12 protein-coding genes are annotated in these 12,622 nt (G+C 53.4%); 9 read left to right on the top strand and 3 right to left on the bottom strand.

What is annotated here, in order from left to right:
* Positions 1-3 precede the first annotated feature (3 nt).
* The 3 genes from CJP72_RS02140 to CJP72_RS02150 are packed head-to-tail and all read left to right on the top strand — an operon-like array spanning position 4 to position 2,825.
* Positions 4-1,170: an ABC transporter permease gene (locus CJP72_RS02140; RefSeq protein WP_162379258.1), complete on the top strand. Its 1,167-nt coding sequence runs from the start codon at positions 4-6 to the stop codon at positions 1,168-1,170.
* Positions 1,163-2,110 carry an ABC transporter ATP-binding protein gene (locus tag CJP72_RS02145; RefSeq protein WP_162379259.1) on the top strand — a complete coding sequence of 316 codons (948 nt, stop codon included), beginning with the start codon at positions 1,163-1,165 and terminating at the stop codon, positions 2,108-2,110. The genes CJP72_RS02140 and CJP72_RS02145 overlap by 8 nt, the downstream gene beginning before the upstream one ends.
* Complete coding sequence (locus CJP72_RS02150) at positions 2,094-2,825, top strand: ABC transporter permease (protein WP_162379260.1); 732 nt, start codon at positions 2,094-2,096, stop codon at positions 2,823-2,825. Before CJP72_RS02145 ends, CJP72_RS02150 begins: the two co-directional genes overlap by 17 nt.
* Here CJP72_RS02150 and CJP72_RS02155 read toward each other — a convergent pair.
* Together CJP72_RS02155 and mlrA are read right to left on the bottom strand one after the other, a co-directional pair.
* On the bottom strand, positions 2,806-2,913 hold the full coding sequence (locus CJP72_RS02155; RefSeq protein WP_012906443.1) for a protein YohO: 108 nt from the start codon (positions 2,911-2,913) through the stop codon (positions 2,806-2,808). The two genes, CJP72_RS02150 and CJP72_RS02155, sit on opposite strands and share 20 nt — an antisense overlap.
* Positions 2,914-2,972: 59 nt before the next feature.
* The gene (gene mlrA / locus CJP72_RS02160) at positions 2,973-3,704 is read right to left on the bottom strand and encodes an HTH-type transcriptional regulator MlrA (protein WP_162379261.1); all 732 of its coding nucleotides are present in this window, start codon (positions 3,702-3,704) and stop codon (positions 2,973-2,975) included.
* A 222-nt stretch (positions 3,705-3,926) separates the two neighbouring features.
* Here mlrA and CJP72_RS02165 point away from each other — a divergent pair, with 222 nt between their 5' ends.
* The 5 genes from CJP72_RS02165 to CJP72_RS02185 all read left to right on the top strand — a co-directional run bounded on the left by CJP72_RS02165 (position 3,927) and on the right by CJP72_RS02185 (position 8,931).
* A complete protein-coding gene (locus CJP72_RS02165) occupies positions 3,927-5,612 on the top strand; it encodes a sensor histidine kinase (protein ID WP_162379262.1) in 1,686 nt (561 codons plus the stop codon).
* Complete coding sequence (btsR, locus tag CJP72_RS02170; RefSeq protein ID WP_162379263.1) at positions 5,609-6,328, top strand: two-component system response regulator BtsR; 720 nt, start codon at positions 5,609-5,611, stop codon at positions 6,326-6,328. The genes CJP72_RS02165 and btsR overlap by 4 nt, the downstream gene beginning before the upstream one ends.
* A gap of 175 nt (positions 6,329-6,503) precedes the next feature.
* Complete coding sequence (locus tag CJP72_RS02175; RefSeq protein WP_162379264.1) at positions 6,504-6,974, top strand: DUF1456 family protein; 471 nt, start codon at positions 6,504-6,506, stop codon at positions 6,972-6,974.
* A 404-nt stretch (positions 6,975-7,378) separates the two neighbouring features.
* Positions 7,379-8,341 (top strand): hypothetical protein, encoded by a 963-nt coding sequence (locus CJP72_RS02180; protein WP_162379265.1) that lies wholly within the window; start codon positions 7,379-7,381, stop codon positions 8,339-8,341.
* A complete protein-coding gene (locus tag CJP72_RS02185) occupies positions 8,341-8,931 on the top strand; it encodes a hypothetical protein (protein WP_162379266.1) in 591 nt (196 codons plus the stop codon). The genes CJP72_RS02180 and CJP72_RS02185 overlap by 1 nt, the downstream gene beginning before the upstream one ends.
* A 238-nt stretch (positions 8,932-9,169) precedes the next feature.
* On the opposite strand, the gene metG is transcribed toward CJP72_RS02185, so the two are convergent.
* On the bottom strand, positions 9,170-11,206 hold the full coding sequence (gene metG, locus CJP72_RS02190; protein ID WP_162379267.1) for a methionine--tRNA ligase: 2,037 nt from the start codon (positions 11,204-11,206) through the stop codon (positions 9,170-9,172).
* A gap of 164 nt (positions 11,207-11,370) precedes the next feature.
* Here metG and apbC point away from each other — a divergent pair, with 164 nt between their 5' ends.
* Positions 11,371-12,480: an iron-sulfur cluster carrier protein ApbC gene (apbC, locus tag CJP72_RS02195; RefSeq protein WP_162379268.1), complete on the top strand. Its 1,110-nt coding sequence runs from the start codon at positions 11,371-11,373 to the stop codon at positions 12,478-12,480.
* Positions 12,481-12,622 lie beyond the last annotated feature (142 nt).

The following is a 12,622-nucleotide window of genomic DNA, read 5'->3' on the forward strand; positions in this document are numbered from 1 at the left end:
GTGATGCGTAAGGTATCAACGGTCAGCCTCAATCGTGTGCTGTTGCTGCTGGTTCTTCTCACCACTGTTGCCGCCGTGCTCCCTTTCGTCAACTACGCCCCGAACCGACTGATGTCCGGTGAAGGGCGTCAGCTCTGGGATCTCTGGCCGGACATTGCATGGGGACTGCCAGGCGTATTCGTGCTCCTGCTCGCCCTGTGCCTGTTCCCCGGTCAATACGGTTCATTTGCTACGCTGGGGGTTGTGCAATTGCTGCTGACGGGCGTCCTTATCGCGGCCGGAACGGCGGCGACACATCTGGCTCAGACAGGAAGTCCGCTGGCGCGTACCAGCCTCGGTAGCGGTTTCTGGCTGGCGCTGGGGATTGCGCTTCTGGCCTGTAGTGATGCGATTCGACGTATTTCCGCACAACCGCTGTGGCGCTGGATACTGCACGCGCAGATCGCCGTGGTGCCGCTGGTGCTGTTGTTTTCGGGGGGCTTCAACGATCTCTCGTTACTGAAAGAGTACGCCAACCGTCAGGATGTTTTTGATGATGCGTTCGCGCAGCACCTGACGCTGCTGGTCGGTACGGTGGTGCCTGCATTGCTGATTGGCGTACCGCTGGGGATTGGCTGTTATTTCTCGGTATCGCATCAGGGGACGGTCTTTGCGGTGCTGAATGTGATTCAGACCATTCCCTCCGTTGCGCTGTTTGGCCTGTTGATTGCGCCGCTTGCCGGGCTGGTGAAGCAGTTTCCCTGGCTGGGAATTGTAGGGGTGGCAGGCACCGGTCTGACGCCCGCGCTGATCGCCCTGGTACTGTATGCATTACTGCCGCTGGTGCGCGGTGTGGTGGCAGGACTCAATCAGGTGCCGCATGAGGTTCTGGAAAGCGCCAAAGCCATGGGGATGAGCCTTCGTCAGCGTTTTATCCATGTCCAGTTGCCCCTGGCGCTGCCGATTTTCTTACGCAGTTTGCGGGTGGTGATGGTGCAGACCGTCGGTATGGCGGTGATCGCCGCGCTTATCGGCGCAGGAGGATTTGGCGCGCTGGTCTTTCAGGGATTGCTCAGTAGCGCCGTTGATTTAGTCTTACTGGGCGTCATTCCGGTGGTTGCGCTGGCGATCGTTATTGATGCGCTGTTCGATTTAGCGGACGCACTCCTGAAGGTCAAACACGATGATTGAATTTAGCCATGTCAGCAAATCGTTTGGCGAACACAAGGCCGTCAGCGATCTCAACCTGCATTTTCGTGAGGGCAGTTTTTCGGTCCTGATTGGGACATCTGGCTCAGGGAAATCCACCACGCTGAAGATGATTAACCGGTTGGTGGAACATGACAGTGGGCGGATCCGCTTTGCCGGTGAAGAGATTCGTAGCCTGCCGGTGCTGGAACTGCGCCGACGAATGGGATATGCCATCCAGTCGATTGGACTTTTTCCCCACTGGACGGTGGCGCAGAATATCGCCACGGTGCCGCAACTGCGGAAATGGTCGCGTTCGCAAATTGATGACCGCGTAGAGGAATTAATGGCGCTTCTGGGGCTGGAGGCGGGACTGCGCGAGCGTTACCCGCATCAGCTTTCCGGTGGTCAACAGCAGCGGGTGGGCGTGGCGCGCGCACTGGCGGCCGACCCGCAGGTTTTGCTGATGGACGAACCGTTTGGCGCGCTGGACCCGGTGACACGCAGCGCGTTACAGCATGAGATGAGCCGAATTCATCGTCTGTTGGGGCGCACTATCGTGCTGGTGACGCACGACATTGATGAAGCATTACGCCTCGCTGAGCATCTGGTGCTGATGGATGTTGGCGAAGTGGTGCAGCAGGGAACGCCGCTGGAGATGCTGATGTCTCCCGCCAGTGATTTCGTACAGGCGTTTTTTGGTCGCAGCGAGCTTGGCGTGCGACTGCTGTCGCTCCGTCATGTGGGTGATTTTGTCCGGCGTCAGGAACGGCTGGAAGGAGACGCGCTGGCAGAGGAAATGACCCTGCGTGACGCGCTTTCCGCTTTTGTCGCGACGGGATGTGACGTTTTGCCCGTGGTGAATCAGCAGGGTATTCCCTGCGGGACGCTCCATTTTCGGGATTTACTGTCGAAGACGATACCTCATGAAACTTCTGCGTGATCCGCTGTTATGGCTCATTGTCATTTTCCTGCTGTTGCTGGTGAGCTTGCCGCACAGCCAGGCGCTGTTTGGCGCGCTGTTTCCCCAATTACCGCGTCCGGTTTATCAGCAGCAAAGTTTTATCGCGCTGGCGTTGGCGCACTTCTGGCTGGTGGGTATTTCAAGCGTGATTGCCGTAGCGGTTGGCGTGGGGGCGGGGATCGCAGTGACTCGCCCGTGGGGGCGCGAATTTCGTTCGCTGGTAGAAACCATTGCGGCGGTTGGACAAACGTTTCCACCCGTGGCGGTGCTGGCGATAGCGGTTCCGGTGATGGGATTCGGTCAGGAACCGGCGATCATCGCCCTGATCCTGTATGGCGTACTACCGGTTTTGCAGGCTACCCTGGCAGGGCTGGGGGCAATTCCACAGAGTGTGGTCAGCGTGGCGCGTGGGATGGGGATGAGTCGCGGGCAGCAGTTGCGCAGCGTTGAACTTCCTTTGGCGGCGCCGGTGATTTTGTCCGGTATTCGAACGTCGGTGATTATCAATATTGGAACCGCGACCATTGCCTCAACGGTGGGGGCCAGCACGCTGGGTACACCTATTATCATTGGACTCAGCGGGTTTAACACGGCCTATGTGATTCAGGGCGCGGTACTGGTGGCGCTCGCGGCGATCATTGTTGATCGCGTTTTTGAACGACTCGGGCAATACCTTACCCGGCATGCAAAATAAACGTATAACCTGCGAGCATGACGCCACCGATGCCACCGATGGCCATCAGCAGGAAGAGGGTAATAACACCGATTTTAGCTGCGCTCATTATGCACTCCTTATGTTAACGAAGCGATTATATGATAAAGCGTATTTGTTAATGAACCATTAAATGCCGAGTAGATGAATATCGTGACCCTGCGCAAGCCATTCGGCAAGCTGTTGCTGCTGGCTCGGGGTCTGGTTTTCGCCGCACCAGATAAGCAACGTTCGACCATCAAACAGTTCCGGGCGCAACTGATTCAGGGAATGGGGCAACACGTCAACGCGCCATCCCTGCTGACTGGCTACCCAGCCTTCCAGCCACAATCGCGTGGTATCGTGAATATTCCAGCCGACGACCAGCGCATCTTTTCCCTGCTTTTTGCGGGCCGTGGCCAGACAAATCGCAATGTAGTTAATGAGTACGCCGTCGAGAATACCCAGTAGCGCCTGCAGGGTGGGCTGCTGGCATTGCAAACGTCGTCGCAGGGGAATAAATAAGTGTGTGGTGAGTGTTTGGGCGGGGTAATCCTGGCCGCGTTCTTTTATCCACAGCCTGAGGCTCTGTAGATTGTTGCTTTGCAAATAGTGCAACAGAGTTTCTTGCTGTTCGCGCCAGCCGTTCTGTAAATCGAGATTATCATTACTCAGTAGCATTTTGACCTTGCTGACCTGCACGCCGTTGTCTATCCAGCGCTTGATCTCGCGGATCCTGTCGATGTCCGCATCGTTAAACAGGCGATGACCACCGTCGGTTCGTTGCGGTTTCAACAATCCGTAACGCCGCTGCCACGCGCGTAATGTGACAGGGTTGATATCACAAAGCAAAGCCACTTCACCTATCGTGTAAAGCGCCATCGTCTCACCCTTGCTCGCGAGGTCCCAGTCTTACTTTAGTCGCTCTTTTGCGAACCAGGTAGTTTTGGCTGTTTTTTGTTCTGGCGTGGGGTGAAATTGTGGGCGCTCGCGTGCTTTTGAGTGATCGTTCTCACGATTTGATGTTTTTATGCAACAGTTCAAAGAAAGTTCAAGGGACTCAATGTATGTTACGCGCTTTTAAGTGATGTGTGGTTAGCGGGTATGTACGAGTTCAATCTGGTGTTGCTGCTGCTTCAGCAGATGTGCGTGTTTTTGGTTATCGCGTGGTTGATGAGTAAAACGCGACTGTTTATCCCGCTGATGCAGGTCACGGTTCGTTTACCGCATAAATTCCTCTGCTATATCGTCTTCTCCATTTTCTGCATTATGGGCACCTGGTTTGGCCTGCATATTGACGATTCCATCGCCAACACGCGTGCCATTGGCGCGGTGATGGGGGGGTTGCTGGGGGGACCGGTAGTCGGTGGGCTGGTGGGATTGACCGGTGGCTTACATCGCTACTCAATGGGCGGGATGACGGCGCTCAGTTGCATGATTTCCACCATCGTCGAAGGGCTGCTGGGGGGGCTGGTGCATAGCGTGCTGATCCGTCGTGGCCGGACTGACAAAGTCTTTAGCCCGCTGACGGCGGGGGCGATTACGTTTGTGGCTGAACTTGTGCAGATGCTGATCATTCTGCTGATTGCCCGTCCGTTCGAAGATGCGCTGCATCTGGTCAGTAACATTGCGGCGCCGATGATCGTGACCAACACCGTCGGGGCGGCGTTGTTTATGCGTATTCTGCTCGACAAGCGCGCCATGTTTGAAAAATACACTTCGGCGTTTTCGGCGACCGCGCTGAAAGTGGCGGCCTCCACCGAGGGGATCCTGCGACAGGGCTTTAACGAAGTGAACAGCATGAAAGTGGCGCAGGTGCTGTATCAGGAACTCGATATTGGCGCGGTGGCGATAACCGATCGGGAAAAACTGTTGGCGTTTACCGGTATTGGCGACGATCACCATTTACCTGGCAGACCTATCTCTTCGGGTTATACGTTGAAGGCGATTGAAACCGGAGAGGTGGTCTACGCCGATGGCAACGAAGTGCCTTACCGGTGTTCATTGCACCCGCAGTGCAAATTAGGTTCGACATTGGTTATCCCGCTACGTGGAGAGAACCAGCGGGTAATGGGGACCATTAAGCTGTATGAAGCGAAAAATCGCCTCTTCAGCTCAATCAACCGCACGTTGGGGGAGGGGATCGCCCAGCTATTGTCAGCGCAGATTCTGGCGGGTCAGTATGAGCGGCAAAAGGCGCTGCTTACCCAGTCGGAAATTAAACTGCTGCACGCGCAGGTGAATCCTCATTTTCTGTTTAATGCGCTCAACACCATTAAGGCGGTGATCCGCCGTGACAGCGAGCAGGCAAGCCAGTTGGTTCAGGACCTTTCAACCTTCTTTCGCAAAAATTTAAAACGCCCATCGGAGATTGTGACCCTTGCTGATGAGATTGAGCATGTGAATGCCTATTTGCAGATCGAGAAGGCTCGCTTCCAGTCTCGTCTACAGGTGACGCTGACCGTGCCGGAGGCGCTTTCACACCAACAATTGCCCGCATTTACCCTGCAACCCATTGTAGAAAATGCCATCAAACATGGGACTTCCCAGCTATTGGGAACCGGCGAGGTTTCCATTACCGCGCGTCGGGAAGGACAATATCTGATGCTGGATATTGAAGATAATGCCGGATTGTATGAACCGACGAACAATGCCTGCGGCCTCGGTATGAACCTGGTGGATAAACGACTGCGGGAGCGATTTGGCGACGACTACGGCATCAGCGTGGCCTGTGACCCCGATCGGTTTACCCGAATAACTTTACGACTTCCTCTGGAGGAACACGCATGATTAAAGTGCTGATTGTGGATGACGAGCCGTTAGCGCGGGAAAATCTGCGAATCCTGTTACAAGTTCAGAGTGATATCGACATTGTGGGTGAATGCTCAAATGCCGTGGAAGGGATTGGCGCGGTGCATAAACTGCGCCCTGACGTCCTGTTTCTGGATATTCAGATGCCGCGCATCAGCGGGCTGGAAATGGTGGGGATGCTCGACCCGGAACACCGCCCATATATCGTCTTTCTGACGGCGTTTGACGAATATGCCATTAAAGCCTTCGAAGAACATGCTTTTGATTATTTGCTCAAGCCCATTGAAGATTCGCGGCTGGAAAAAACGCTGGCGCGTCTGCGCCAGGAGCGAAGCAAGCAGGATGTTTCTGTGCTGCCGGAAAATCAGCAGGCATTAAAATTTATCCCTTGTACCGGACATAGCCGGATTTATCTGCTGCAACTGGATGATGTGGCGTTTGTCAGCAGCCGGATGAGCGGTGTCTATGTGACAAGTAGCGAAGGCAAAGAAGGTTTTACCGAGTTGACGCTCAGGACGCTGGAAAGCCGAACGCCGCTGCTGCGCTGTCATCGCCAGTATCTGGTCAACATGGCGCATTTGCAGGAGATCCGCCTTGAGGATAATGGTCAGGCTGAATTGCTGTTGCGTAACGGGCAGACGGTGCCGGTCAGTCGTCGCTATTTAAAGACCCTGAAGGAGGCGCTGGGTCTGTAAATCATGTATACTCGTCGCGCTTTAAGTTGCGGCGTTAGCTGCGCTCGCTGACCCCAGTCACATAGTTTTCTATGCTCCTGGGGATTCGTTCGCTTGCCGCCTTGCTGCAACTCGAATTGCTAAGCGTATAAAATTCGCCCCCGCATTTTTATTTTTCATCATCACCGAAGGCTCTATGGTCAGTAACGATATTTTACGCAGCGTCCGCTACATCCTGAAAATGAACAATAACGATCTGGTGCGTATTTTCGCGCTGGGGGAAGCCGAAGTGACGGCGGAACAACTGGTTCCCTGGCTGCGTAAAGAAGATGAAGAGGGCTTCGTGCGTTGCCCGGACATTATGTTGTCGTGCTTCCTGAACGGTCTGATTTACGAGAAACGCGGGCGTGATGAGTCGGCTCCGGCGCTGGCGGTCGAACGTCGCATTAACAACAACATCATGCTGAAGAAACTGCGCATCGCATTTGCGCTGAAAACGGATGATATTCTCGCCATTTTGACCGAGCAGAAGTTCCGCGTCTCAATGCCGGAAATCACGGCCATGATGCGCGCCTCTGAGCATAAAAACTTCCGCGAATGCGGCGATCAGTTCCTGCGTTATTTTCTGCGTGGGTTGGCGGTGCGTGAGCACGCCAAAAAAGCGTAAACGTCCCATGCCTGATACGCGTCGCGCTATCAGGCGCTACCGGATAACAGTTTCTCCTTACCCGGCCCACACTTTCTGACATAAAAAACGCTGCCAACGGTGTCGTTTTGATCAATATCCCGTTGGGCCTATTCATGTTTGAACTCAGCGCTGAAATTTCTTCTTTTCATTAGGTCACCGATGTTGTTCTTAGGTGATTATATCACCTCTGTTCAGGTGGGCAAATTCAGTGTGCCGCTACAACCCGTATGGGGGCTACGCCGGACTTCCAGATTTTTCCGGCACATAATCCTACGTTCAGCACCAGTTGGCGCATAAAATAGACTCGTTCGTACAGTTCTCTGCTAGTCTTGGTTTTGGTAATTCGGTTGACGTCGCCACCTTACAATCATAAGGAATATTGTATGGCTCTCCTTGGGATGAATCATGAGAAAAACTTACCAGGCTATGACTTTGCTCGAATGACTGGTTATGGTGCAGCAGATTTTGATTTCAACGCCGTTGGTGCCGCAATGGATTGTAACCGAGAGTTTTATCAGGCAGGTATCATCTATTCCGATGGTTCCCGGCGTTTCCTGGTAAGGCCCAGCAGGCGTCATCCTAATGGGCAAAGCGGTATCGTGACGCATTTGATTGTGACTAAAGCAACCTCGTTGTCGTCAACGTCCAGTACGGGTAAAGCATTGACAGAAGCCACCACCTCTACAGAGATGGGAACTGAAATCGCATCTACGGTTCTCTCGTGCGGCGCGATGATTATTACCGGAGGAGTGATGGTCGCAGGTTCTGCGGCAATACCACTTACCGCAGGAGGCAGTAGTACACTGGTTGCTATTGGCTATGCTGGAACCATCGCCACCGGGCTGCAATGTGTCAACGGCTTATATCGTATTTATGATTTGGTCGAAAATGGTGGCGAAAATGTCACCTGGCTCGACTCCCGGGAATGGTACGTTGCCACCTCTACCGCATTAGATTTCATTTCTCTTGTCAGTGCTGGTGGAGCGTTAAGAGAAGCCGTCGCCACCTGGCGAGCGATGAAATCTGTCTCCTCACTAAACGCGACAGAGTGGCTGAAAAGTTATCCGCGCCAGGATCGTGCCCGTCTGACTGAATTGATTATTCGTGCGCAAAACCCTGGTATCAGTAATAAAGAAATTAAGGCTGTCATTCGCGCCGGTTTTTATCCGAAACGTTTTCCGACAGGACCGGTTCAGGTGGAACTTAACCGGCAGATTGGGCAAGTTGTCACGAGTGCAGCAGCACTGGCTGGAAGCACAGTCAGCGGTGTTATTGCTTCTCCTGGCAATATCCCTCGCACTGGTAAATACATCATCGGTACTATTCAATCATTGGCGGTATTCTAATGCGATCTCTGCCTCTGTTAACCGGCAGCATTTTTTACGATCTCCTGCAGCATGGATGGGAAATCGAAAGTGCGGTGGCGCGCCATGACACCAGTTTGCTTAAGCATTCCACGCCTGAACTGGAGCGCTATTTTACTTGTCCAGCTGGCGAGTTTCCCCGTCAGAGCGCCCTCCCGGTAGCGACGTTGTTCCCACTGTTCCTGGTGGCTTTTGCTTTTAACCTGTTGCCTTTTCTGCATAATCTGCAAGTTTTATCGCCATCGCTACATGCGTTGAGCTTCTTTGCACCGTCGCTGGTGATGATCGTCGCGCTAATGACCGCAAGTGTACTTCTGGCTCGCGGTTTTACCGCTGGTCTGGCAGGATTTTTAACTCTGTTCATCATCTTGCTGGTGCTGACGGTGTTACAGGGGCTATACCAACTGCTGGCCGAAGGGAGGGGGTGGACACTCTCGATTGCCGTCGTCGCTTTGCTTGGTTGCCGGATGGTGTTCAATAGCCGGGGGTTTGTGCTGTTTGTTATCTATTGCCGCACTCAGCGTCTTGCCACGCTGGCGAGAAAAATGCGTTTGAAAAGCCGTGAGGAGTAATGGAACCAAAATGTCGGTTAACTGGTTAAACTGAATAGCCAATATCCGATAAGTTAATCAGCGACTAGTCATTGCACTTTGTGAATGGTGATGAGTTTGGGCGCCAGTGGGTTACGCAGAGAGTCATAAAAAAATCCGGAAATGAGTGAGCATTTCCGGATTAGTACACAGCCACTGGATCGGTCAACCGATCCTTAACTGATCGGCATTACTACCGAAGCAGCGTTTTTCATGCAGATTATTTTACCTGCTGACCCGGTTTCGCACCTTCATCCGGGCTTAACAGGAAAATGTCCTTTCCACCAGGGCCTGCGGCCATCACCATCCCTTCAGAGATGCCGAAGCGCATTTTGCGCGGTGCCAGGTTGGCGACCATCACCGTATGGCGACCGATCAGCACCTGCGGGTCAGGATAAGCCGTACGGATCCCCGAGAAGACGTTACGTTTCTCACCGCCGAGATCGAGCGTCAGACGCAGCAGCTTATCGGAGCCGTCAACAAACTCGGCGTTTTCGATCAGTGCTACACGCAAATCGACTTTGGCGAAATCATCAAAGGAGATGGTTTCCTGAATCGGATCGTCAGCCAGCGGACCGGTGACCGGGGTGCTGTTCAGCGCTTTCACTTCTTCTTTCGAGGCTTCCACTAACGCTTCAACCTGCTTCATATCGATACGGTTGTAGAGCGCTTTGAAGACATTGACCTTGTGAGCAAGCAGCGGCTGAGCCATTGCATCCCAGCTCAGTTCTGTATTCAGGAACGCTTCCGCACGTTCGGTCAGTGTTGGCAGAACCGGCTTCAGATACGTCATCAGCACGCGGAACAGGTTGATGCCCATTGAGCAAATTGCCTGCAGGTCAGCGTCGCGGCCTTCCTGTTTCGCAACCACCCACGGCGCTTGTTCATCGACATAACGGTTGGCGACGTCGGCCAGCGCCATGATTTCACGGATTGCTTTACCGAATTCACGGCTTTCCCACGCTTCGCCAATTACCGCTGCGGCATCGGTGAAGGTTTTATACAGCGCAGGGTCGGCCAACTCAGAAGCCAGTACGCCATCGAAACGCTTGTTAATAAAGCCCGCGTTACGCGACGCAAGGTTAACCACCTTGTTCACGATATCGGCATTCACGCGTTGCACGAAATCTTCCAGATTCAGGTCGATATCATCGATACGGGAAGAGAGCTTCGCGGTGTAGTAATAACGCAGGCTGTCGGCGTCAAAATGCTTCAGCCAGGTGCTGGCTTTGATAAAGGTTCCGCGCGATTTTGACATCTTCGCACCGTTCACCGTCACATAGCCGTGAACAAACAGGTTAGTCGGTTTACGGAAGTTGCTGCCTTCCAGCATCGCTGGCCAGAACAGGCTGTGGAAGTAGACGATATCTTTGCCGATAAAGTGATACAGCTCTGCATCACTGTCTTTCTTCCAGTATTCGTCGAAGCTTACGGTATCGCCGCGCTTGTCGCACAGATTCTTGAAGGAACCCATGTAGCCGATTGGCGCATCCAGCCAAACGTAGAAGTATTTGCCCGGCGCATTCGGGATTTCAAACCCAAAGTACGGCGCGTCGCGGGAGATGTCCCACTGCTGCAGACCGGATTCAAACCATTCCTGCATTTTGTTCGCGACCTGCTCTTGTAGCGCGCCGCTGCGGGTCCATGCCTGCAACATCTCGCTGAAAGAGGGCAGGTCAAAGAAGAAGTGCTCAGAGTCACGCATCACCGGCGTGGCGCCGGAAACCACGGATTTCGGCTCGATAAGCTCAGTCGGGCTGTAGGTCGCGCCACACACTTCACAGTTATCGCCGTACTGATCCGGGGATTTACATTTCGGGCAAGTGCCTTTCACAAAACGGTCCGGCAGGAACATGCCTTTTTCCGGATCGTAAAGCTGAGAGATGGTACGGTTTTTGATAAAACCGTTCTCTTTCAGGCGCGAGTAAATCAGCTCGGACAATTCACGGTTTTCGTCGCTGTGCGTCGAGTGATAGTTGTCATAGCTGATGTTGAAACCGGCGAAATCCGTCTGATGCTCCTGACTCATTTCGGTAATCATCTGCTCAGGCGTGATGCCCAATTGCTGCGCTTTCAGCATGATTGGCGTGCCGTGGGCGTCGTCTGCGCAGATGAAGTTAACCTGATGGCCGCGCATTCGCTGGTAACGGACCCAGACATCAGCCTGGATGTGCTCCAGCATATGGCCGAGGTGGATAGAGCCGTTTGCGTACGGCAGCGCGCACGTTACCAGAATTTTCTTCGCGACTTGAGTCATAGTAGGTATTACTTCTTCTCTATTAAAAGGGGGTTCTGATGTTACCTGAAAGGCCATAACTACGCCAAGCGATAAGGGCATTTATCCATAAATGAATATTTGTTACGACTGGAGTAGACTAGGTAGTTACAATCGTGTTTTCAGAACAACAAAAAGGAGTCGGGATGAACGCACAATCCCAGGCCAAATCACCAGAAACCTTGCGCGCTATGGTCGCCGGGACGCTGGCGAATTTTCAGCACCCCACCTTGAAGCATAATCTTACGACGCTTAAAGCGTTGCATCACGTTGCCTGGATGGATGACACGCTGCACGTTGAGCTGGTCATGCCGTTTGTCTGGCATAGCGCGTTTGAGGTGTTAAAAGAGCAATGTAGTGGTGACCTGCTGCGGATAACTGGCGCGAAAGCGATCGACTGGAAGTTGTCGCACAACATTGCGACGCTTAAGCGCGTGAAAAACCAGCCGGGTATTAACGGGGTGAAGAACATCATCGCGGTCAGCTCCGGCAAAGGCGGAGTGGGTAAATCGTCTACCGCGGTGAACCTGGCACTCGCGCTGGCCGCAGAAGGGGCGAAAGTCGGCATTCTGGATGCGGATATTTACGGTCCGTCGATTCCCACCATGCTCGGTGCGGAAAATCAACGTCCAACGTCACCTGACGGCACCCACATGGCGCCGATTATGTCTCATGGGCTGGCGACTAACTCTATCGGCTATTTGGTGACAGAAGATAATGCCATGGTATGGCGCGGTCCAATGGCCAGCAAAGCGTTGATGCAGATGTTGCAGGAGACGTTGTGGCCCGATCTGGATTACCTGGTTCTGGACATGCCGCCAGGCACCGGTGACATTCAATTAACTCTCTCGCAAAATATTCCGGTGACGGGTGCTGTGGTCGTGACTACCCCGCAGGACATTGCGCTTATCGACGCCAAAAAAGGCATTGTGATGTTCGAGAAAGTTGAAGTGCCTGTGCTGGGTATTGTTGAAAACATGAGTATGCATATCTGTAGCCACTGTGGTCATCATGAGCCGATCTTCGGCACTGGCGGCGCGCAGAAGCTGGCAGAGCAGTACCGTACTCAGTTACTGGGGCAGATGCCGCTGCATATTAGCCTACGCGAAGACCTCGACCGGGGGACTCCGACGGTGATCAGTCGTCCAGACAGTGAATTCACGGCCATGTACCGCGACCTGGCGGATCGTGTTGCCGCACAACTCTACTGGCAGGGTGAAGTTATCCCTGGCGAAATTGCCTTCCGCGCGGTTTAATTTCCGGGCTTAATATAATCACCATACCTATTTTAAATAGGTATGGTGTATGCTTTTCACCCGCCATCTCTTCCAATTTGCTGACTTTTTACACGCTAACGCCGTTTAGCTGACATCAAAATACAAAGCCGCCCTATTTATC

The organism is Citrobacter sp. NCU1, from assembly GCF_010231475.1.
In the GTDB taxonomy this organism is placed as follows: domain Bacteria; phylum Pseudomonadota; class Gammaproteobacteria; order Enterobacterales; family Enterobacteriaceae; genus Citrobacter_D.